The organism is Phormidesmis priestleyi ULC007 (assembly GCF_001895925.1).
Lineage (GTDB): Bacteria > Cyanobacteriota > Cyanobacteriia > Leptolyngbyales > Leptolyngbyaceae > Phormidesmis_A > Phormidesmis_A priestleyi_A.
In genome coordinates this window covers 13,311-34,493 of sequence record NZ_MPPI01000039.1, presented here as the reverse complement: position 1 = coordinate 34,493, position 21,183 = coordinate 13,311, and the positions used below count along the sequence as shown (strand labels likewise).

The following is a 21,183-nucleotide window of genomic DNA, read 5'->3' as shown; positions in this document are numbered from 1 at the left end:
TAAAGTGTACGCGCTCTAGACGGCGTAATCGCAATTTGGATCGAGACAGTTTGGACGTTATAGTTCTGCTTTGATCATTTGGTCAAGCCGTCGCAAAATGGCGATCGCGACCACAACGCTCAAGGTGAGAAATAGCCACAAACCATGAGCGATCGTCGTGGATTGATCTAATGCCCATCCACCTAAGGGAGGGCCAATAAAATAACCTGCGGCCCAGCACTGAGAGTTGACGGCTAGATAAACTCCTCGCAGCGATTCGGGCGCTAGATCGACGACTAGCGCAGATGCCACAGGCGTATAGGTGATCGTTGCGAATGACAAGACACCCATGCCTAAGATTGCCCAAACGAGGTGCCCTTGCGAGACGATTCCGGTAATGCCGATCAGAGCGAACCCAACTCCCCACAGCGACGCTGATAGCATCAACACTTTGGAACGGCTGAATCGATTGAAAGCACGCGCGATCGGCAATTGGCAAATCACCGATAACGTCAAATAGGCTGTAAACAAAGCGCTAATCACAGGGGGAGGAAAGCCCCGATGAGCGTTATCTAAGTGCAGAAAGTTACTGAAATAGAGCGGCATCGTGCTATCAATTTGCACAATGTAAGTCGTAAATATTGTGTTCACTAGCGCATACACTAATAGACGCTTATCAGCGAATGCGATCGTCCATCCTTGTCCACGAGTTCTCTCAACAAATGGATTGGTTTCAGCGATTGCGAAATAGATCACCCCGAAGAAGACTAAAAATGAAAATCCGTCGATCAGAAAGAGCGATCGATACGAGCCTGTTGAGCTGATCAGCAACCCGCCCAGAACGACTCCGATGCCCAGCCCTAACACATCCGACAAACGGGTGATCGAGTAAGCTTCGTTGCGTTGAAGAGGAGTTGTCAAGTCGGCTACGACTGCTTCGGTGGCCGGCCAATAAAGCCCCATTCCCAACCCCATGAGCAGATTGCCGCCGACAAAAGCTGGGAAATTATAGGCCCCTGCTAGGGTGAATGAAGCGATCGAAGAAACCACCGCTGACAGTAATAAAGTCCGTCTACGTCCCCAAAATTTTGAGTCTGCAAAGGTGCCGCCGAGGGCACGCCCAACCACGCCAGAAATTGAGGCACTGCCTATCCCTAACCCGACAGCGGTTGCCGATAGCCCAACCTGATTGACAAAGAAAATTGGCGCATAGAATAGGGTGAATCCGGTGCCAACTTGTGAGAGCAACCGACCCAAGGCGAGAATCCAAACTTCATGACGGAAACGGGGCAGCCAAGCGGGAAGTTTCATTAAGCCTGAGAACCATTCTTTCAAACAAAGAGCCAGAATTCAAGAAACATCCTGAATTCTGGCTCTCATAGCGTATCTTCAATGGTTTAGCAAGTCGCCTATCTAGAGGTTAGCGACTGCCTGGATTTTGCTGCAAGACCTGCCGCACTTCCGGCCCTGGCGTGTAGCCATAGCCGTAGGTTGAGCGATCGGAGTCGTCAATAATCTGCGGAGTCAGCAGCACAATCACTTCTCGGCGTTGGTTATTGCGCTCGGTGCGGCGAAATAAAGCACCCAAAATTGGAATATCTCCTAAAATCGGCACCTTCGTTACCGTAGCGCGGTCTTGCTCTTGAATAATCCCGGAAAGCACTAACGTCTGACCATCCCTTAGCCGGATTTGACCTGACTCTAGTTTTCGTTCAGACAACAGCGTGATGATATTACTTGAGCCAGGTGAGCCATTGATGCCAGCAATGTTGATAGATTGAGTGCTCTCAGGCTGAGAGATCGACGGAGCAACCGATAGAGAAATGAAGCCGTTGTCATCAATGCGATCGACCTTAACGGGCAAAATCAACCCAGCAGATCTCTTCTCAGCCGTCAGGGTTACAGTTTGCACATCATTCCTCCCCCCAGTCACATTCTGAACAAAGTTTGTGATCACTTCTTGTGTCAAGTTAACCGTTGCGGTTTGCCCTTCTTGCACAACTAGCGTCGGGTCGGTCAAGATCTTAGCGTTGCCGCTCACCACTGAAGCCTGTAGCTGGGCAAAAAAGCTACGAATAAAATCAACGGGTGAAGCACCACCAGCGATGTTCACAACTGTGCCGATCGTGCTTCCGGTACCATCCGAGGTCGCCGAACTTGACCCAGGGGTGTTTCGACCAAAGTTAAGCACCGCAATGCCGCCTTGGTTAAGGATCTGCGAATCCCCGACCCCAAACGAGAACGTCGTGCCAAATCGCCGCAGTGCCAGCAGGTTTACGTCAATCACTTTGACGTTGACTGCTACCATCCGCCGTCTTGAATCAAGCTGAATCAGTTGGCTGGTTGCCAGTTCAATTTGTTTAGCGGTGCCGATCAGCGTGATGGAGTTTGTGCGCTCATCGCCTGATACCTGCATGCCTCGCAGAAATGGCGTAGAATCTCTAAACTCAGCGCGCTGAACCTCGACTCTGGTTTCTGTCGTGGTCTCGGTAGTGGCTGGCTGGTTTGCCGTAGTTTGTTGAGCACCTTCTAGCTGAGATGCCGACTGAGCGATCACCGTTCTGACTTGCCGCTCTCTGGTCACCGCGCTTTCTGCCCCCAAGCCCACCAAAAAGTTGACGGCACTGCTCACAGATATTTGATTGAGGCGCAGACTCCGAGCCAATGCCCCACGAGCCGAGTTAGGTAACCGGGTGCCAACAATAATGGTTCGCCCTGAGCGCGTTGCTTCTAGGCTGCCACATTGACCGCCCCCACCCTGCCCGGTTGTTGCAACAGGGACGCAAGCCAGCCGTAACACATAGTTGAAGACATCTTGCACTGACTCATTTTCAATATCAAGCGAGATTGTCGGGCCGCCCGATCGAGTCGCTTGTCCGGCGGCTGTGCCAGTTTGTCCGCCCGGAGATTCGCTAAAGGCTAAGTTGAGTCCGGCGGCTCTGGCAAGTAGAGACAAAACCTCTCGCACTGGAGCATCGCGCAGCACGAGCCGAGGAATGCGTTCTGCGGAACCCAAATCGATCGAGGAAGGCGACACGTCGATCGGCGCGACTGTAATATCTCCAACGGGTGGAGCTACGGCTCTCGGCAAAAAGGGCGGCACTGGAGCCACTGGCACCGTAGGCGGAGTAGTCGTAATCGTTGGGTTGGGCACCAGAGGCGCGATCGGCACCCCAAGCGGTGGAGCAGGCGTTGCAGACGGTGCAGCAGGCGTTGATGCAGGAGCCTGAGCAACGGGCGCTCCCCCTCCGCCAGCACCACTGACGCTCAAAATCACGCCTTTTGCATTGCGGCTGGCAATTTGCCCAGTCGGAGCGGTATTGCCCTGCCCCACTACGGTCACCTGAATGCCATTGCCACCGACGGGTGTGACCGCGATCGAGGCGATGCCTGGTGCTGGGTTATTTTGCTGAAAAGACTGGCCGCCGCGTAGCTGCGTATTGAAAATATAAGCCGTCCAAGTGTTGCCGCGGTTGACGTTAAACACTTGCGGAGCGCGATCGCCCGCCTGAGTTTCTAACACCACATCGACCCCCGATCGACTGGGATTTAAGCGCACATTGGTGACTTGAGTTGGGGCTGCACTTGCTGCCTGAGTTGCCGCCAGCACGATCGCGGCAGTGGCTGCACCGATTCCATAAAACTCCTTCACGGGTTCACTCCTCTCTCAACTTAAAAACGATGGGATTAAAACGTAAATCGAGCGGTCTTGCCGCCGCTCTGACTATTTGGGTGAAGCGGTTGGGCTAGGAGTGGGCACGAGTGCCTTCTTATCCGCCGCATTGAGAGGTATCAACGCCTCCATTTGAAAGGAAGTCGTGATTTTGGCATCGGGCTGGCAGTTGGTTAAAAAGCGCACGATGCCCCCCGGCGCAATTTCATAGAGACCGCCTGGAACCAGTGCGCGGTTTTTATCGCCGACCTCAATCTTGAGATTTTTGATCAGCAGCAACGGCTGAAGACGCTCGATCGTTCTAAAAATGGATTGAGTTTGGTTAAAGTTGCCCTCAAACTGCACGTCAATCGATTGACGCTTGAGCTTGTTGTCGATCGGCGCACCGAGCGAACCATCGGCAATCACCTCGGTGCCTTTGACATTAGGCGTAAATTTCTTTAGCTTGGCATCAGCGACCAAAGCGCCTACTTTGTCTTCAAATTTTTGGTAGGTGACAATATCAGAATATTGATCGCGTACCCAAGCAGGGCAACTGTTAAGCTTTGCCTTAGTTGCCGCAATGCGACCTGAGTTGTTTTTATCAATCAACTGATTGATGTCTAGCAACAACGTATCTAACGTCTTGTCGGTTGCAAATAAAGCTAAAACCTGATCGCGTTGCTGATTCACTTGCGTGAGCTTTGTCTTGGCATCCTGAATCTGTTGTTTGATCGATGCCTGTTCCTTAAGTTGCTCATTCTTTTCTTTAACTTTGGCATCTAGCGATTGATACGCTTCCCAGGTAGGGCTGACCACATAATTCCAGAGCAAGCCAGCGCTGATCAGCCCTGCGGCTGCTAGAGCGATGCCGGAGATGACAGGCGTGAGCGTAATGCCAAATACAACCGGATAGTTGGGACCCGGATCAAAGTCTGAATCTTGAGGAATAAAATCTCCACCTGCCGTCATGGTTTAATCACTCCCTTTTCTTTGAGGGCTTCAATACGGGTCACGAGTCCAACGGCTCCTTTACGATCGAGTTCGCGAATCAGCTCAGAGGCAGGCACTTCGCTCAAGGCAGTTTGGAGCGAAAACTTAACTCGTGGCGGCAGTTTGGGGGTCTCATAGTTGGCGCTTGAGCCGCCAGCCTTAGAGCCAGCTAAATCTAAACTTTGCAATGCTTGAGAATCTGTGAGTTCTGCACTAATGAGCTTGGTTTGAGCGCTCTGCAAAAAGTTAGATTGTTGCAAGGTTAAAAGAAAGTCGTTGACATCGTTAAACGAATTTGCCACGCCATCGATCTGGATCAGCCCCGACACAGGGGCTGGCGCTTGACCCGCCACCGCAGGTTTTGCTGGAGTTTTAGCGGGGTCAACCTGCGTGATGCCAGCAATTTGCACGTTGGGCGGCAAGCGATCGCGAATATCTTGCGCCATCGCTGACCAGGGTTTAATTTGGTTAAACACCGTTGCCAGCGCTTGAGTTTCGTCAGTGCTTTGCTTGATTTGAGCGTTGATCAATGCGAGGTCTCGTTTCTGAGCTTCGAGGTTGCCCAGTTGAGCGTCTAACTCTACTTGCTGTCGCTCTAGGTCGGCGTTTCTGACTTGCAGAAAGCCCCACAACGCTAACAGCGCGATCGGAAAGAAAACCCCAGCCGCTAACCCCCAATAGAGGGGGCGACGATCGTCGCTCACATAGGTCGAGGTTTTTCGTCCGGCTCGTCTAGCACCATCGGTTTTGTATTCTGGTCGATCGTTGAGAAAATTAATGTCTAAGCTATACATCTCACCATGCCTCCCGCAATCCTAACCCCAACACAACGCCTAACCCTGGTCTAGCCGCTAACGGAATCTCTTGAGGCGTTTCGATCGAGAGCGCCGCCACAGGATCAACCGAGTTGCAGGGCAGACTTAAGCGTTGCGTTAAGAATTCGTCGAGTTGCCCGATCGAGGCACCTGGGCCGGCCAGCAGGAGTTGAGCCACTTCCAGGTTTTCGCCTTGATTGAGATAGAAATCAATCGATCGCCGCAGTTCGTCAGACAGTTCGCCCAAAACTCTCAGCATTGCCGCCGTTCCGGGATTGGTGCCCGGACTCATTCTCGGACTGCCCATCGTATCCATTGGGTTGGCCGGAATGGTCATGCCTTGCAGCAAATCGATGCTGCGAGAAGGAGGCAAATTCATTGCTCGTGACAAAGCACTTTGAATTTGGAAACTGCCGATCGGCACCGTGCGCGAAAATTGCGGCACGCCATCGACGGTAATTGAGATCTCGGTGCTTTCAAACTCGATATCCACTAAAGCTACAGCTTCTTGAGGCGCAAACTGTCTCAATTGTTCGCGAATGGTGCGAATCAGTGAAAAGCTGCTAATCTCCAAAACATCAACTTGCAGCCCTGCTTGTTGGAAAGTATTAATATAGGTGTCTGTAATTTCTTTGCGCGTTGCTACCAGCAAAACCTGAACTTTCTCAATGCCGTCTTCGTCAATAAATAGACCGAGTTTTTGATAGTCTACGTCGGCTTCTTCGCGAGGGAACGGCAGATATAACCCGGCTTCCTGGTTTAACACCATTTCTCGCAGTTCCCGATCGTCAAGCTCTGCGGGAACCGGAATAATTCGAGTCACCGTATCGCGCCCCCCTGGGACGGCGGTTGCCGCTTGTTTAACTTTAATTTTGTTGTCTGATAACGCGGTTTGAATTAGCTCAGACATGGCGGGAGGATCGACAATTTGCCCTTCTTGAAATACCCCGTCAGGCACGGGAACAGTCACGTAGCTAGCGAGCCGAAACCCTGAACCTTGCTTACGTAACTGGGCAATATTGATCCGATCGGGGGCTAACTCTATGCCAACCCCTTTAGACTTTTTAGAAAAGAGACCTTTTAGACCGTTAACCACAGATTTGTTAGCCCACTAAGAGATAATTTGGAACCGAAGCTGGGGAAGGAATAACCGTAAAACGGTCGGGTTCAAGAGCATAGTACACAATTTAATTCAGAATGACTCGTTTGCACACAAAGATACAAAGATTTGGGGTTCATTCTGCAATATCGACTGAATAATCAGCAAATAATTTTGCTTGACGAATTCAGACTACCCCGAAATGATCGACCAATCTGCTGAGTCAATTTCGGTGATTTCTTCTCAAACAAAAATCATTTTGACTCAGATAAACTAGTTTGATCGACTGGTTAGGTGCTGGAATCTGCAATCAACTTGTGGCTAAAAAATTCTCCTCTAAGCGCTTGATCGGGAACTCATTTGTGAATAGTACACGCATTTTCAGAAAATGACGATCGAAAAATAAAGTTTGTGATAGCGGCTCAAGAGAGATCAGGCGCAAGCCTTAAAAGTTCGACGACAAATTGCTAGGTGGAATTAAGTATCAAAAGAAAAGCCTCTCGCTAAATACAGAAAGCCCGTGTCACAATTGCAACACAGGCTTCAACTTTTTCAGGTTTCATCCTTCAGTCTTTCATCCTCCGGTGCACTTTTGTGACCAGTTAGGAATCGTAGTTCTCGCGCTTGACAAAGATTCGAGGCGATTGCGGTAGGTTCTGAGTTGCGATCGATACGTTTGATTAGGGGCACTCTCTAACGCTCGATCAACAATGGCGATCGCACCTTGCCAATTTTGTGAGCAGGTGGCTTGCAGCAGTTGAGCGTCTAATCTCTGGGTGTTGGGGTTATTGGCTAGCTGAGTAGGGACTGCTGTTTTAATAAACCCGGTCGTGGCTCTGCCGTTGTCTATTTGGGTGGGTGTGGCTTGCGGGGTCACTGGCTGAGTGACTTGAGGCGTTCTGGTCGGAGGAGTTCGATTAGTGCGGGGCTGAACGATCGCACTCGGAATATCGCTGGGCAGCACGATCGTGCGAATCGTGTCTGGGTTTGCAGGCTGACTAGGCTGGGTCAAGCTGGGAGTATTGATTCCAGAAGTGCCTGGGTTGGTGACAGGTTGAGAGCCGTCAAAGGTAGGATTTGGCTGACCCAAAGCAGGAGTCGGAAAACTCCCTCCTGAAACGCCAGGATTAGTCACGGGCTGATCGATCGTCGCTCCATTATTCTCAGACGAAGCGGGACTGCTAATTCCTGAAACGCCAGGATTGGTTACGGGCTGATCGATCGTTGCGCCGCCATTCCCCGATGGAGTGGGACTGCTAATTCCTGAAACGCCTGGATTTTTGACGGGTTGATCTGACCCAACTTGCGCGATCGCTCGATTGAGCCAGATTCCAGACGATAGAGATATTAAGGTGAACGATGCGATCGCTCCAATTCGTGAACCCCTGATTATCATGCTTGTCCTTTTAGGTGATTGTTAATTCAGAAATATTGGAGTACCTAATAACCCATCACATCTATCTGAAGAGAGGAAAGCGTTGAGTGAGTAGACTCAACTCAAAACTCAGATTTTAGGACTCTGGTGATCAGGTAGACTAAGCTACGCGATCGCCATTTAAATAGAGAAGATGCGTCAGATTAGAACCTGGAAAACGTTTGGACTGTTTGCCCTGTTGGGATGTGTACTGAGTTGGCTGGTGAGTTGTGGCACAGGCAGTGCGCCTTCGGGCAGCAACCAGGCATCGGGTCAGCCAGAAGTAGAATTTTGGACGATGCAGCTCAAGCCGCAATACACCGATTATTTCAATCAACTGATCACAAACTTTGAGACCCAAAATCCGGGGGTGAAAATTCGGTGGGTCGATGTGCCCTGGGCAGAGATGGAACGCAAGATTCTCACGGCAGTGGTGGCAAAGAGTGCGCCCGATGTAGTGAATCTCAACCCAAATTTTGCCACCCAGCTAGCCGAGCGCAATGCCTGGTTAGATCTCGATGCTAAGATTCCTGCCGAGGTGCGTCAGCAATATCTCCCAAATATTTGGCAGTCGAGCACACTCAACGGCAAGAGCTTCGGAATTCCGTGGTATCTGACGACTAGAGTGGCGATTTACAACACAGATTTGCTGAAGCGATCGGGCGTGAGCAAACCTCCCGCAACCTATGTAGAGCTGGCTCAAGCTGCAAAGCAAATTAAAGATAAAACGGGAAAATACGCCTTTTTTGCGACGGCAGTTCCTGAAGATTCGGGCGAGATTCTCGAATCGTTTGTGCAAATGGGGGTGCAGTTAATCGATGGTCAAGGCAAAGCGGCATTCAATACTCCGCAAGGCAAAGCCGCCTTTCAATATTGGGTGGAGATGTATAAAAATGGGTTGATGCCCAAAGAAGTGCTGACCGAGGGGCACCGTCACGCGATCGACCTTTATCAACAAGGACAAACCGCAATTTTGGCATCGGGTGCAGAGTTTTTGAAGACGATCGAGAAAAATGCGCCATCGATCGCTCAAGTCTCGGCATCGGCTCCTCAAATCACAGGTGACACAGGCAAAAAGAATATCGCAGTGATGGATTTGTTGATTCCTAAAGACACCGATCAGCCCGATGCCGCACTTAAGTTTGCGCTGTTTGTCACCAACAATGAAAATCAACTGGCGTTTGCCAAAGCTGCAAACGTTTTGCCCTCGACGATTAAAGCGTCACAAGATAGCTATTTCACCACGCTTCCTGCCAATGCAACTGCGGTAGACAAAGCCAGAATTGTGAGTGCGAGTCAGCTCAAAAGTGCAGAAGTTTTGATTCCGGCGATGAAGAACGTTAAAGAGTTGCAGAAAGTGATTTATCAAAATCTGCAAGCGGCAATGTTGGGGCAAAAGACGATCGATCAAGCGATTAATGATGCGGCTCAAGGTTGGAACGGGCGATCGTAATTATTGACTACAAATCTTTGAGTAGGTGGTTGAGCGATCGAGCCAATCAACCATCCTCTTAGAGTCATGAATTAAATAAGGCTCGGATTTGCCCTCACTGCAATTCAGATGCAGAAAGTCGCCCTTCCAAGGGTTCATATTCATCTTCCAATAGCCAGTGTTGCGCTTCGTCGTATGTGGAACTTGCAAAAATGACTGTATAGTTTTTTGCAGGATCGAAGATACGACAACTTCCCGACTCTTCACCTAACAGCAGCAAAATGTAGGGCGGCGACAGCATTGGCTCAATCCACACCTCGGCAAACTGCCAATCATCCTGCACTCGATCGGGTACGGGGAATGACGTGATATCGGTTTTCTGCATCAATCTTCACCTCGCCGTAGAACAAAAGAATCGTTGAACCATTCGGATCAATTCGATAGCGATCGGTTCAGTAAAGAGTAAACCGTAACGCTCATATTCTCGAACGATACCTGTATATTCTCCCCTTTCAATGATGGTTTGAGCAACTCGATCCATCGTCACTTTGTCATTGAAAACGTGCGCTGATCTTCCTCGTCTCAACGATCGCTGCACTGATGCCGTATTGGGTAGGTGTTTCGCAATGTGTCTTGGATCTAGAAAAATCTCACGGTTAATACCATTTGTAAAATCGGACAAGTTTGCTCCTCAAGGCAGATCACACCTAATCACAGCCTGACTAAGTAAGTAAGTAAGTAAGTAAGAAGCTCTCAGAAGATCGATCGTACTTCAAATCGGTGATCGGGTCTTCTCAAAGAAATCACCAATCAAATACAAAGATCCACACAAGACGATTAGATTTTGATCCGATTTCTGCATCGCTAACTCTAATGCTAAAAACACGTTTTCGTAAACGCGACAATCCGCTAAATCAGGGCAGATTTGTTTCGCTAGAATGGCTAACTCTTGAGGATTTGCAGAACTGTGACCAGGAACGGGAACGAGATCAAGCCGATCGCCGCTTCTCAGCAATTCCTTAAACACATCAGCGTGATCTTTAGTCGATAGCATTCCCATCACCCAATGAATGGGAGATTTTTCTAACGTGTCTACAAATTGACGCAGCACCTCAGCGCTAGCCGGATTGTGAGCACCATCAATGAGAATCTGGCGATCGCAATAAGTAAACCATTGCAGCCGCCCCGCCCATTGGGTTTTCGCGATTCCATTCGTGATCGCTTCGTCAGAAAACTCCCAGCCTTCTTGTCTGAGAAATTGCAGCGCCGCGATCGCTAAGGCTGAATTGTGCAGTTGAATCGCCCCTTGCAATGGCAACTGATATTGAAAGGTTTTGATTAGCTCGATCGAGCCTTCTTCGCCCGTCTCAAGCCTCAACTCATATTCTTCTATGCCTTGATATTCTGCCCAACCGTTGCCGAGATTTTTGGCGGACTTTGGGTAGATCGTGGGGCAATTTAATTCCAAAGCGCGACGATTGACGATCGTCGCCGCTTCGCTAGGAATTTGACCAATCACCGCTAGACAGCCAGGTTTGAGAATGCCCGCTTTTTCTCGTGCGATGTCTGCGAGGGTCGGCCCAAGTCGCTGCCAGTGTTCCAAGCTGAGGGAAGTGATCACTGTGACTAGAGGCTGATCGCAGACGTTGGTCGCGTCTAACCGCCCACCTAAACCAACTTCGACTACCGCAATATCTACTTTTTGTTGAGCAAAATAGAGCCACATTGCCGCCGTGATCACTTCAAATTGAGTGGGAGATGGGCGATCGAAACGAATAGCTGCTTCAACTTGCTGCAATACTTGCTGGAGATCTGCGGGTGAGATCGGCTGGTCACGAATACAAATACGCTCACACCAATTCACCAAATGTGGTGATGTGTAGCGCCCGACTCGATAGCCCGCTTCGGTCAGCACTGTTGATAAATAGGCACACACTGACCCTTTGCCATTGCTTCCGGCAACGTGAATGATCGGAACTCGATCGTGCGGGTTGCCCAACTCGGCTAAAAGGTTTTGAATCGCTTCTAAGCCGAGATTGACTCCAAATCGCTCAAATTTTTTAAGGAAGGTCTCGATCGAGGAATTAGTCATTAAGCATTCTAAGTCGCTAAATGGAATCAAAATCAAAGCGATCGATTTCAGAATCATCCTAACGCTTATGATATTCTGCGATTCTTGTTTGATCCATTTCTAATGTTCCATGAAAAAAATTCTGTTTTCCGGGTTCTTGTTCTTGTCTTTACTGTCGCTGGGAGCTTGTTCATCTACAACTTCACCTGATGCGGCGAAACCAGTTACACAAAAAACCTTTACCACAGGGGCGATTCCTGACCAAGATCCCGAAAAGCTACAGCGGCTCTACAGCAAGCTCTCAAAATATCTAGAAGCTGAGTTAAAGGTGCCCGTTGCTTATAAGCCTGTGACTGACTATACGGCGGCGGTGACTGCATTCAAGGTTGGTGACTTGGATATGGTGTGGTTTGGCGGCTTGACGGGTGTGCAGGCGCGTTTGCAGGTGCCGGGTGCTGAGGCGATCGCTCAACGGGATATCGATTCTCAGTTTCATAGTCTGTTTATCGCTAATAAAAAAAGTGGCATTCAGCCGATTCAAAATCTTAAAGATCTCACCACGCTTAAAGGACACAGTTTCACCTTTGGCAGCGAGTCTTCGACTTCTGGGCGGTTAATGCCGCAATATTTTCTTCAGCAAGCAGGCGTGAAATTGGAAGGCGATTTTAAAGGACAGGCAGGCTTTTCTAAAAATCACGATGCGACGATCGAGCTAGTCACCGCAGGCACTTACGATGCAGGTGTCGTGAACGAGCAAGTTTGGCAAAAGCGCCTTAAAGAAGGCAAAATCGATCTCAATCAGGTTGAGGTAATTTGGCGATCGCCCGCTTTTTTTGATTATCACTGGGTGATGAATCCGAGTGTGAAGGAGCGATTTGGAGCCGACTTTCCGCAAAGAGTTCAAGCCACGTTGATGAAACTTGATCCGAATGTGCCCGACCAAAAAGAGATTTTGGAATTGTTTGGAGCAGCTAAGTTTGTGCCAACTAAAAACGAGAACTATGCGACGATCGAGCAAGTCGGACGCGCGATCGGCAAAATCAAATAATGGCGTTTTCAGTCCCCGTTTTTGAACTCAAACAGGTTTCTCAGCAGTTCGGTCAGTTCTCTGCGCTGAGGAATATTAGTCTACAAATTTATCCCGGTGAACGGGTGGCGCTGGTGGGGTCAAGCGGGGCTGGAAAGAGTACGCTGTTGCGATTGCTGAATGGTAGTGTGCGATCGACGCGCGGCGAAGTCTGGGCAATGGGACGAAATTTGAGCCAACTCAACTCAAAGCGTCTGCGTCAAATTCAGCAGCAAATTGGCACGATTTATCAACAGTTGAATTTAGTCGATAATCTGCGAGTCATTCACAACGTCAACGCCGGACATTTGGGGCGATGGTCATTCTTTAAAGCATTGGCATCTCTGATGGTGCCGCTAGAAGTTGAAACGGCGGTTAAGGCTCTGAGTCAAGTTGGCATCGCCGAAAAGCTCTATGAGCGCACCGATCGACTCTCAGGCGGACAACAGCAACGAGTCGCGATCGCCAGAGTTCTCGTTCAAAATCCGCTCGTGATTTTGGCAGACGAACCGATCGCCAGCCTCGATCCCGAACTCAGCCGAGAAATTATGGATCTGTTACAAAATCTCGCTGAACAAGCCGATCGCACGCTAGTCGTTAGTCTGCATGATGTCGATTTTGCGCGGAGTCACTGCGATCGCATGATTGGGTTACGCCAAGGGCAAATTCTCTTCGATGCGGCTCCTCACCAAGTCTCACCTGATTTAATTGCAGACTTATATCGATTGGAATCTCACTGATGACTGTCATCACTCCCGCTCTCAAATGGGGCTTGATTGGACTCGCCGCGATCGTCCTCTCGCTTCTGCAAGCCGGACTTTTTAGACAAGATTTATTCAATCTAAATGGTGTACCGCTCTTGTGGCGATTTATAGTCGCTAGCGTTCATCCAGATTTAAGCACTGAGTTGCTACAAACGACATTCAGTGCGACTGTCACCACATTAGCTTATGCGGTATGCGGAACATTCTTTAGCGTTATTTTAGGAATGATCGGCGGCGTTTTAGCCTCTGAGGTTTGGTGGTTATCATTTGGTCAACCTTCGCGTTGCTGGTTGTTGATTCGAGCCGCGATCGCAGTTCCTCGTGCCATTCATGAACTGATCTGGGGACTGTTTTTTGTCAACATTTGGGGACTTGATCCACTGACGGCGATCGTAGCGATCGCGATTCCTTTTGGTGCAATCACCGCGAAAGTTTTTTCTGAAATTTTAGATGAAACGCCCCGGACACCCTTATTAATCTTGCTGAATAGCGGCGTTTCTCCCCTGACTGCATTTTTTTACAGTCTATTACCGCAAGCATTTCTCAATCTATTATCTTATGTGTTCTATCGATTTGAATGTTCGATTCGATCGGCAGCCGTGTTAGGCATCATCGGCGCGGGTGGATTGGGATATGAAATCTTTCTCAGCTTGCAATCGCTGCGCTATGAGCAACTCTGGACATTTTTCTACGCGCTGTTTATTCTTAACGGATTGGTTGATCTGAGTAGTGCCTGGTTGCGGCGGCGATTGGGATGCTCTAGCCGTATCGATTTGAACCTCCAGCAAAACAAAAGCAAAACGCCTCAAAAAGCTGCTCAAAATTATTTTATTCTGATTCCGATCGCGCTGTTTCTGCTAACGCTTTGTTTTTGGTATATCAATCCTGATTTCAGCAAATTCTGGGCACCTCGCACTCAGCAGTTATTTGGGCAATTTGTTCGATCCGCCTTGCCACCTGACTTTAGTGGAGTGCCGCAGCTAATTCCCCAAGCGATCGAGACGGTTTCGATGTCAGTGCTGGCGATCGCGTTCTCTGCGTTTGGAGGGTTGCTACTCGCATTTCCAGCGGCAAATAATTTCTTTCTTCCGGGCGGTCTGCTTAATCAGCAAGGCAATGGCAGCTTACCGCAAATCATGTTTCTATTGTCACGAGCCGTCTTGCTGATCTGCCGCGCGATTCCGGCACCGATTTGGGCGTTAGTCGTGCTGTTTGTGATGTTTCCAGGAATTTTGCCCGGCGCGATCGCCCTCGGTCTACACAATTTAGGCATTTTGGGACGCTTGATGGCAGAGGTGATCGAAAACCAAGATCAGCGCCCCCTCGCAGCGCTCAAGGCACAGGGAGCGCCAAACTCACTGATCTTTCTTTACGGCGTGTTGCCGCTGACGATGCCCAGATTTTTAGCCTATTCGCTCTACCGATGGGAGGTCTGTATGCGAGAGACCGTAATCGTCGGGCTGGTCGGTGCTGGGGGACTCGGACGATCGCTAACTGAGCAGTTAAGTAGCTTTGATTATCAAGCGTTAATTGTTACGCTCGGAGGCTTTCTGATGCTGACATTTCTGGTCGATTGGGTGAGCGCAAATGCACGGCGATCGCTGCGATGACCTCACAGATTGCCGTCATCAAGATGCGGAATTTTGACCGTAAATGTGGTGCCGACTCCTTCCTGGCTATCGACTAAAATCTTGCCATTCTGAAGATCGACACACTTTTTCACCACTGCTAAACCAAGCCCGGTTCCGGCGATCGTGGTGGCTTTTTGTCCTCGATAAAACGGCTCAAACAAACTCTCTTGATCGGTTGATGAGATGCCAATGCCCTGATCGTGAACTTGAAACACGATCGTGTCTCGATCGCAGCTTAAAATTAACCGAATCGTTTCTCCTTTGGGCGAATATTTCACTGCATTTGATAATAAGTTGCTGAGGGTCGAATAGAGTAGTTTTTCATCTAACTGAGCGTGGCTATATCCACACTGGCTAACCAGTTGAAATGAATGAGTTGCCAAGCTATAACACTCAAAATCTTCAATCAAATTTAAACAAAATGCTTCTAAATCGACTAGTTCTAGGTTGCACTCTAGCTTTCCTGCTTCTGCTCTAGTCAACGTCAAAATATCTGTTAGCAGTTGAATCATTAACTTTGCAGAAGATTGAATTCGCCGCAGATTTTTCTCGGTTCGGTCTGCTGTCCACGGCTGATGACTTTCTAACAGCAATTGCGCTGATCCTAAAATCACGCTCAACGGAGTCCTAAACTCGTGAGAAACCATCGAGAAAAAGCGGAGTTTAAGCTCACTCAGTTCTTGTTGTTGAGCTAACTTATGTTGAATTGTTTCTGCATTTTGGCGTTTAATTAACTGTGAGTAGAAGGCAAAAAAGCCCAAAAATAAGATCGAGAATCCTAAAAGGTTCAACCAAATCTCGATCAGTCTTCTTCCATAAATGCTTGTCTGAGATTGAATAATCGATTGCTTTAACTCCTGTTGTTCCTCAGATTGCATCTCAGCTATTACAGCCTGAATTTGCTCTCGAAGTTGAACACTCCGATCGGTAATTTTAGTCTGCTGAATAATCGTGGCTCGATCTTTTTGACGCAAATCAATCGACTGCGCTAAGAGCGCTAATCTCTGCTTAATTAAAGCCTCTAACTTGACAAGGCGCGGTGCCTGATTGGGGTGATTTGATAACAGCAATCTTAGTTCTGTCAACTCAGGTTCAAACTGGTCGATCGCGACTTGATAGCGGGTCAGCTCTTTACGATCGCCGTAGTAGATATATCCTCGTCGCCCTGACTCAGCAACCGTCATGGTCGAGAAGACATTACCCAACGTTTTGATCACTTCATAGGTCTGTTGCGATTTTCTGCTGCTCTCGATTAGCTCAGTCGCATTCTGATAAGATACAAAACTTCCGCTTCCCATCAGCAGAATCAATAGCAAAAATCCTGTTGCTAACCACTTTCCTTCAGACGACCATTTCAAAAAAGCCATTCCTTTATTTTCTAAGGTTAGATGCAGAATTCTGTGTTTAAAATTATGAAGTCTTTGTATTTTAAGAAATAATAAGTATTCCGTGACGAAAGATTTTTAACTTCATAGATTGGTTGTGTTCAACCTGACATTACGGTATATTTAGCCTCATCAATTGAAGCTTTAATTGAACCTTTTTCAGCATTTATACATATCAGCGATCGTGAGTAATCTGAAGTCTAGATTGTCCCCGGCTGCTGACTTGTCGCAATGAGTTCCAGAAGCCTCTTGAACGCCGACAGTTTGTGCTGTACGTTCAGTCACATGTCTATATTTGATCTTTTTGATAAGTTTGGGCTAAACAATGACTCGATCAGCATCTACCCCGCCTCAGACTGCATCGACTTCTCACCCCTCCGAAACCCCCTCTGATGATCGCCCTCCGACGGACAAACCAAAATCAAATCTGCACACTTTGGCTGCGACTTGGGCCCGAAAATATATTGTCTCAGTGACTTCAGACTATGACGAAGCGCAGATCAAAAAGATCGATCGCCTCGCAAATTACGCTTCCTCAGAAGGGCGACAATACACCACTGAGAAGCTGATGCAAAGACTGAATCTAGCGAGCGCCCAAGCCTGGTCGATGACCGAAGATCTCCTAGCGGCAGAAGTTTTGCGTCATGGAATTGATTCAAGTTTGCTTGACCCCTGGCAAATTGCCGCAGATTCTCATCAGTTGTTTGAGAAAGCGCTGTTAGCCTATGGCGACGAGCTTACAGCCCAGCGTCTCTCGGTAGTGATTGGCGATGACTGCGGGCGGTTGCGCCAAAAATATACAGACCCAGATCCGCGTGCGATCGGCTTTGTCAGCATGCAGTTTCATCACACGGGCAAAATTCTCTTAGATCAGCTTTCTCCAGCCGAGCAGGGGCTATTTTCGCCCTATCTCAAAGTCATGGACGATCACATGTACATGCCGTTGCAAGATGCGTACCAAGCTGCCGCAGCCCACGATCCTGATTCTCCTGAGTTGATTGCCGTGCAGAATTTGTTGCCAGTCAGCAGCCGGGTTGCCCATCGCGTCTGTGATCAAATTCATCGTCTAAATCCGGGCTATCAAACCTACAGCGGCAGCCTCAACTCCTCAGAGGTGAGAACTTCCAGCATTCGCGATGTTGAAATGTTTCAGGTTTACCTCTGTCTGTGTACCCTAGAGGGAAATGTGTCATCGGTGCAGCGTCAGTTGTTCCCGCTTTGTGTGATGCTCTATCCTCGATTGAAGGTAAAGTGGCAGATGGTGCAGGAGATGTTGCAGGTGATGGGCTGGGAGCTATACGGGCAATTATCACCGACAGACATGACGGTTTTGATCCCCTATTTGCAGGCGTTGACAGAGATGTTTTCAACAGACGTGTTTCAGGAGAGTTAGAATTTTGCAGTCGAGTTGAAAATTATTGAGACTGCTTCATGCGAATTTTAGTGGTTGAAGATGATGTTCAACTAGCCGAAGTGCTTGCTGAGGCACTGACCGATCGCCAGTATGCCGTAGACGTAGTGCAAGACGGAGAAGTCGCCTGGGATTGGTTTAACTCGCTTCACTATGATCTGATCGTGCTAGACCTGACCCTGCCTAAACTCGATGGGGTAAGCTTCTGTCAGCGCCTGCGAAATCGTAACTTCACGGCTCCAGTGATGATGCTGACCGCTCGTGACACGATCGCCGACAAAATTATCGGGTTAGATGCAGGCGCAGACGACTATATGGTCAAACCCTTTGACCTGCAAGAGCTAATGGCAAGAATTCGGGCGCTCTTGCGTCGAGGCAGCAGTGCCACCGTAACTGGGTTTGTCTGGGGCAGTTTGCGCCTCGATTCCAGCACTTACGAAGTCACTTACAAGACTGAGTTGATTCAGCTTACGCCGAAAGAATATGCGCTGCTAGAACTTTTGGTCGCAAATGGGCGGCGAGTGTTAAGCCGCGCCGGGATCATTGAGCGTATCTGGACGCTGCAAGACCCGCCAACCGAGGAGACGGTCAAGTCACACATTAAAAGCCTGCGCCAAAAGCTTAAAGCCGCTGGTGCCCCAGACGACTTCATCGAAACCGTTCACGGATTGGGCTATCGACTCAAAAAGACCGAGGCAGGCTAATCAATCAGTAGGCAAAGTTTCTCGATCTCCCCGATTTCTCCCCGATTTCTCCCCGTCAACTCCCCCATTAGGGCTTTACCATTTTTTTCTAGAGGAGTTTGGGAAGTCTGGCTGTCTTGCTAACACTTTGTGATCAGGCACTGTCAGAGCAACAAATTTAAAGCTTCGGTCGCTGGGAAAGGGGAAACCATTCAGCCTCAGACAACCCCTCGTTTTGGGCTGAATGGCTAATCACCGAAGTTATCGCCTGTCTGGGGCTAGGTGTTGCAGAGACAGCTAGTCCCAGGCATCTTTTTTGCTCACTGCTTATGGGTGTCAATCAAGTTGTCAAGCGTTTTAATCGAATGAGCAAAGAAATCTATCACGGCTGGCACGTTGAACTGGTGCCAGAAGCAACGGGCTACTCGTTTCAGTGCTGGTTGCCAAGCGATCGATTAGCGGTGAGCGATCGTCACACCTATCCGACGTTAGAAAGCGCGCGGTTTGCTGCCCAAACCAGAGCAGACTTAGAAGCAGTCAGATGGGCGCTCAAGCACTGCTATGCAAACTATATTCAGGGCAACCTCAACTCTGACGAATATTCGACCTTAGAAGGGTTGATCGTGGGGGTGCTAACCCGTGAAAAGACAAGCCAATTGTTAGTCGGTTAAGCGCGATCGCGAGACCGCTAAATGATGGACGATCGAGCGCTCCTGTTAGGATCTACTTGCAGACTCTGTTAAATCGCGATCGTTGGCTCCATGAAGTTTCAAAAAACTCCTTTAATTTTGCTGTTTAGTGCCTTGCTTTTGGGTGGATATGTCTATTTTTCTGAGCTGAGAAAAGAGCCACAGCCGCAGACAACCCAAACAGAAGCAAAGCCAATTTTTGCGTTTAAAGAAGATGAAGTTCAGGCATTTACGGTGAAAACGGCGCAACAAACGCTGAGTTTTGAGCAGATACCGATGTCGATTCCGGCGGGGCAAAAAGGACTGGGCAAAACGTCTTCGTGGCAAATGATCGCCCCCGAAAAAACAACTGCTGATCAGGCAACTGTCGCATTCCTGCTGAATTTGATCGCCACAGCAAAAAGCGATCGCACCCTCTTAACCCCGATCACCCGTCAAGCAGAATTTGGACTCAATCCCCCAATCGCCACGATCGAGGTAAAGCTCGGCAATCAGCAAACCCATCGGCTGCTGTTGGGCAAACCGAATTTTAACCGTCAGTTTTTATATGCGCTGGCTGACCCGATCGCAAATTCTTCTCAAGATCTTGCTGTGTTGCAGGTTCCGATCAATTTTCAAAACGCGATCGATCGTCCCCTATCTGAATGGAAACAAGCCAACCCAACCCCTAAAGCGTCATCTACGCCCAGTAGCCCAAATACCAATAATGCAACCTCGAAGGGGGCACAATAATTACGACCATCGAATCATAAATTATGCTGGCTAGCCCGACTGCAACGCTCCTGCTTTCTTGCCCCGACCAAAAAGGATTAGTCGCTAAAATCGCCAACTTTGTTTACTCAAATGGGGGCAACATCATTCACGCCGATCAGCACACCGATTTTTTGGCTGGGTTGTTTCTCGTTCGCATTGAGTGGCAGTTAGACGGCTTTAATCTTCCCCGTGACGTGATTGAGCCTGCCTTTAACGCGATCGCGCAACCCCTGAATGCAAAATGGCAAATTCATTTTTCTGACACGGTGCCTCGGATTGCAGTTTGGGTGAGCCGTCAAGATCATTGTTTATTTGATTTAATTTGGCGACAGCGAGCTAAAGAATTCAACGCTGAAATTCCGTTAATCATTAGCAATCACGAAAACTTAAGCGCGATCGCGACTCAATTTGACATCGCGTTTCGACACATCCCGATCACCAAAGAGACAAAACCTCAACAGGAAGCAAAACAGCTAAAACTCTTGCAGCAATACAACATTGATCTGGTGGTGTTAGCCAAATATATGCAGGTTTTGAGTGCGGAATTTGTGTCTCAATTTCCCAATATCATTAACATTCACCACTCATTTTTACCCGCATTTGCAGGGGCAAACCCCTATCAAAGAGCCTATGAGCGAGGCGTTAAAATCATTGGCGCAACGGCTCATTATGTGACGGCAGATTTAGATGAAGGCCCGATTATTGAGCAGGATGTAGTACAGGTCAGCCATCGAGATGACGTGAATGATCTGATTCGCAAAGGCAAAGATTTAGAGCGTGTCGTGTTGGCAAGAGCGGTGCGATCGCACTTGCAAAATCGCGTTTTAGTCTACGGAAATCGCACCGTTGTGATTGGCTAACTTGTAGATTCTTCCTGATTGACCTCTGCAATCTTTTCTTTCTTGACTTTAGGAATCGATTCTAGATTGCGGACGGGGGGCACGTCTTCTAAAACGACAATCATGCCCGCTACATCGTAGGTGAGATCAGTGTCGCTGAGGAGAGTTTTGACGGCAACACCCGAAACTTCTTCGATTAATTCGATCAGGCGAGGTTTGAGGGCAATATCTAGATGCGATCGCAGCGCTTTTGCAGACTCTACTCGCTCGTTTGATAATAAAAGCTGCTCAGAAGGAGTCGCGACTTTTTCGAGAGCGATCGCCAGTTTCTGATCAAAAAACTGACAGACTACTTTCTCAGGGCGCACTCCTAGTTCGTCTTTATAAACTGCTTGAATGCGTTGCGAGAGCGATCGTTCAATTTGTCCGCTCGTGGGAGTAACTTCTGGCATGATCAATCATTAGGGGTAGAACTCCCCTACTTTAGTGAGGTGGACACTACACGTT

The 21,183-nt window shown here is 48.7% G+C and carries 19 protein-coding genes and 1 pseudogene; 9 read left to right on the top strand and 11 right to left on the bottom strand.

Features of this window, described 5'->3' with window-relative positions:
* Positions 1-57: 57 nt before the first annotated feature.
* The 6 genes from BRW63_RS22050 to BRW63_RS22025 form a co-directional block, all read right to left on the bottom strand.
* Positions 58-1,290 (bottom strand): MFS transporter, encoded by a 1,233-nt coding sequence (locus BRW63_RS22050; protein ID WP_073074549.1) that lies wholly within the window; start codon positions 1,288-1,290, stop codon positions 58-60.
* Positions 1,291-1,399: 109 nt separating this feature from the next.
* Positions 1,400-3,631 (bottom strand): type IV pilus secretin family protein, encoded by a 2,232-nt coding sequence (locus tag BRW63_RS22045; protein ID WP_073074548.1) that lies wholly within the window; start codon positions 3,629-3,631, stop codon positions 1,400-1,402.
* Positions 3,632-3,703: 72 nt separating this feature from the next.
* Positions 3,704-4,603 (bottom strand): hypothetical protein, encoded by a 900-nt coding sequence (locus BRW63_RS22040; protein ID WP_073074547.1) that lies wholly within the window; start codon positions 4,601-4,603, stop codon positions 3,704-3,706.
* Positions 4,600-5,418 (bottom strand): PilN domain-containing protein, encoded by an 819-nt coding sequence (locus BRW63_RS22035; RefSeq protein WP_073074546.1) that lies wholly within the window; start codon positions 5,416-5,418, stop codon positions 4,600-4,602. Before BRW63_RS22035 ends, BRW63_RS22040 begins: the two co-directional genes overlap by 4 nt.
* A gap of 1 nt (position 5,419) precedes the next feature.
* The gene (pilM, locus tag BRW63_RS22030; protein WP_073074545.1) at positions 5,420-6,535 is read right to left on the bottom strand and encodes a type IV pilus assembly protein PilM; all 1,116 of its coding nucleotides are present in this window, start codon (positions 6,533-6,535) and stop codon (positions 5,420-5,422) included.
* A 577-nt stretch (positions 6,536-7,112) separates the two neighbouring features.
* Positions 7,113-7,934 carry a hypothetical protein gene (locus BRW63_RS22025; protein WP_073074544.1) on the bottom strand — a complete coding sequence of 274 codons (822 nt, stop codon included), beginning with the start codon at positions 7,932-7,934 and terminating at the stop codon, positions 7,113-7,115.
* A gap of 172 nt (positions 7,935-8,106) precedes the next feature.
* On the opposite strand from BRW63_RS22025, the gene BRW63_RS22020 reads away from it, so the two are divergent.
* Positions 8,107-9,405: an ABC transporter substrate-binding protein gene (locus BRW63_RS22020; RefSeq protein ID WP_073074543.1), complete on the top strand. Its 1,299-nt coding sequence runs from the start codon at positions 8,107-8,109 to the stop codon at positions 9,403-9,405.
* A gap of 94 nt (positions 9,406-9,499) precedes the next feature.
* Here the strand turns inward: BRW63_RS22020 and BRW63_RS22015 are convergent, their stop codons facing one another.
* From BRW63_RS22015 to BRW63_RS22005, 3 genes and pseudogenes are all read right to left on the bottom strand, one after another.
* Positions 9,500-9,769, bottom strand: coding sequence for a hypothetical protein (locus tag BRW63_RS22015; protein ID WP_073074542.1), 270 nt, complete (start codon positions 9,767-9,769; stop codon positions 9,500-9,502).
* Positions 9,717-9,982 (bottom strand): annotated as a pseudogene (locus tag BRW63_RS30030) (DUF6972 family protein). Before BRW63_RS30030 ends, BRW63_RS22015 begins: the two are co-directional and overlap by 53 nt.
* A 174-nt stretch (positions 9,983-10,156) precedes the next feature.
* Positions 10,157-11,533, bottom strand: coding sequence for a bifunctional folylpolyglutamate synthase/dihydrofolate synthase (locus BRW63_RS22005; protein ID WP_317615840.1), 1,377 nt, complete (start codon positions 11,531-11,533; stop codon positions 10,157-10,159).
* A 52-nt stretch (positions 11,534-11,585) separates the two neighbouring features.
* Between BRW63_RS22005 and BRW63_RS22000 the strand changes: the two genes are divergently transcribed.
* Genes BRW63_RS22000 through BRW63_RS21990 form a run of 3 tightly spaced genes read left to right on the top strand, consistent with a single transcriptional unit; the run spans position 11,586 to position 14,895 of the window.
* Positions 11,586-12,503, top strand: a complete 918-nt coding sequence (locus BRW63_RS22000) for a putative selenate ABC transporter substrate-binding protein (protein WP_073074541.1) — start codon at positions 11,586-11,588, stop codon at positions 12,501-12,503.
* The gene (phnC, locus tag BRW63_RS21995; protein ID WP_073074540.1) at positions 12,503-13,261 is read left to right on the top strand and encodes a phosphonate ABC transporter ATP-binding protein; all 759 of its coding nucleotides are present in this window, start codon (positions 12,503-12,505) and stop codon (positions 13,259-13,261) included. Before BRW63_RS22000 ends, phnC begins: the two co-directional genes overlap by 1 nt.
* Complete coding sequence (locus BRW63_RS21990) at positions 13,261-14,895, top strand: PhnE/PtxC family ABC transporter permease (RefSeq protein ID WP_073074539.1); 1,635 nt, start codon at positions 13,261-13,263, stop codon at positions 14,893-14,895. The genes phnC and BRW63_RS21990 overlap by 1 nt, the downstream gene beginning before the upstream one ends.
* A 2-nt stretch (positions 14,896-14,897) precedes the next feature.
* Here BRW63_RS21990 and BRW63_RS21985 read toward each other — a convergent pair whose 3' ends face one another.
* A complete protein-coding gene (locus BRW63_RS21985; RefSeq protein ID WP_219898674.1) occupies positions 14,898-16,283 on the bottom strand; it encodes a sensor histidine kinase in 1,386 nt (461 codons plus the stop codon).
* A gap of 343 nt (positions 16,284-16,626) precedes the next feature.
* Here BRW63_RS21985 and BRW63_RS21980 point away from each other — a divergent pair, with 343 nt between their 5' ends.
* The 5 genes from BRW63_RS21980 to purU all read left to right on the top strand — a co-directional run bounded on the left by BRW63_RS21980 (position 16,627) and on the right by purU (position 20,697).
* A complete protein-coding gene (locus tag BRW63_RS21980) occupies positions 16,627-17,694 on the top strand; it encodes a hypothetical protein (RefSeq protein ID WP_223257469.1) in 1,068 nt (355 codons plus the stop codon).
* A gap of 38 nt (positions 17,695-17,732) precedes the next feature.
* Positions 17,733-18,416 (top strand): response regulator transcription factor, encoded by a 684-nt coding sequence (locus BRW63_RS21975; protein WP_073074538.1) that lies wholly within the window; start codon positions 17,733-17,735, stop codon positions 18,414-18,416.
* A gap of 344 nt (positions 18,417-18,760) precedes the next feature.
* Positions 18,761-19,066, top strand: coding sequence for a hypothetical protein (locus tag BRW63_RS21970; protein WP_143162103.1), 306 nt, complete (start codon positions 18,761-18,763; stop codon positions 19,064-19,066).
* A 90-nt stretch (positions 19,067-19,156) separates the two neighbouring features.
* Positions 19,157-19,816 (top strand): DUF4340 domain-containing protein, encoded by a 660-nt coding sequence (locus BRW63_RS21965; RefSeq protein ID WP_073074536.1) that lies wholly within the window; start codon positions 19,157-19,159, stop codon positions 19,814-19,816.
* Positions 19,817-19,839: 23 nt separating this feature from the next.
* On the top strand, positions 19,840-20,697 hold the full coding sequence (gene purU / locus BRW63_RS21960; protein ID WP_280523192.1) for a formyltetrahydrofolate deformylase: 858 nt from the start codon (positions 19,840-19,842) through the stop codon (positions 20,695-20,697).
* Here the strand turns inward: purU and BRW63_RS21955 are convergent.
* The gene (locus tag BRW63_RS21955) at positions 20,694-21,128 is read right to left on the bottom strand and encodes a DUF2294 domain-containing protein (protein WP_073074535.1); all 435 of its coding nucleotides are present in this window, start codon (positions 21,126-21,128) and stop codon (positions 20,694-20,696) included. The genes purU and BRW63_RS21955 overlap by 4 nt on opposite strands.
* Positions 21,129-21,183: the final 55 nt, after the last annotated feature.

What these genes read in the sequence shown, in the direction of transcription:
- BRW63_RS22050 (WP_073074549.1), bottom strand. Translation starts at nt 1,290, where the DNA reads ATGAAACTTCCCGCTTGGCTGCCCCGTTTCCGTCATGAAGTTTGGATT.
- BRW63_RS22040 (WP_073074547.1), bottom strand. Translation starts at nt 4,603, where the DNA reads ATGACGGCAGGTGGAGATTTTATTCCTCAAGATTCAGACTTTGATCCG.
- BRW63_RS22035 (WP_073074546.1), bottom strand. Translation starts at nt 5,418, where the DNA reads ATGTATAGCTTAGACATTAATTTTCTCAACGATCGACCAGAATACAAA.
- BRW63_RS22025 (WP_073074544.1), bottom strand. Translation starts at nt 7,934, where the DNA reads ATGATAATCAGGGGTTCACGAATTGGAGCGATCGCATCGTTCACCTTA.
- BRW63_RS22020 (WP_073074543.1), top strand. Translation starts at nt 8,107, where the DNA reads ATGCGTCAGATTAGAACCTGGAAAACGTTTGGACTGTTTGCCCTGTTG.
- BRW63_RS22015 (WP_073074542.1), bottom strand. Translation starts at nt 9,769, where the DNA reads ATGCAGAAAACCGATATCACGTCATTCCCCGTACCCGATCGAGTGCAG.
- BRW63_RS22005 (WP_317615840.1), bottom strand. Translation starts at nt 11,533, where the DNA reads ATGATTCTGAAATCGATCGCTTTGATTTTGATTCCATTTAGCGACTTA.
- BRW63_RS22000 (WP_073074541.1), top strand. Translation starts at nt 11,586, where the DNA reads ATGAAAAAAATTCTGTTTTCCGGGTTCTTGTTCTTGTCTTTACTGTCG.
- phnC (WP_073074540.1), top strand. Translation starts at nt 12,503, where the DNA reads ATGGCGTTTTCAGTCCCCGTTTTTGAACTCAAACAGGTTTCTCAGCAG.
- BRW63_RS21990 (WP_073074539.1), top strand. Translation starts at nt 13,261, where the DNA reads ATGACTGTCATCACTCCCGCTCTCAAATGGGGCTTGATTGGACTCGCC.
- BRW63_RS21985 (WP_219898674.1), bottom strand. Translation starts at nt 16,283, where the DNA reads ATGGCTTTTTTGAAATGGTCGTCTGAAGGAAAGTGGTTAGCAACAGGA.
- BRW63_RS21980 (WP_223257469.1), top strand. Translation starts at nt 16,627, where the DNA reads ATGACTCGATCAGCATCTACCCCGCCTCAGACTGCATCGACTTCTCAC.
- BRW63_RS21975 (WP_073074538.1), top strand. Translation starts at nt 17,733, where the DNA reads ATGCGAATTTTAGTGGTTGAAGATGATGTTCAACTAGCCGAAGTGCTT.
- BRW63_RS21970 (WP_143162103.1), top strand. Translation starts at nt 18,761, where the DNA reads ATGAGCAAAGAAATCTATCACGGCTGGCACGTTGAACTGGTGCCAGAA.
- BRW63_RS21965 (WP_073074536.1), top strand. Translation starts at nt 19,157, where the DNA reads ATGAAGTTTCAAAAAACTCCTTTAATTTTGCTGTTTAGTGCCTTGCTT.
- purU (WP_280523192.1), top strand. Translation starts at nt 19,840, where the DNA reads ATGCTGGCTAGCCCGACTGCAACGCTCCTGCTTTCTTGCCCCGACCAA.
- BRW63_RS21955 (WP_073074535.1), bottom strand. Translation starts at nt 21,128, where the DNA reads ATGCCAGAAGTTACTCCCACGAGCGGACAAATTGAACGATCGCTCTCG.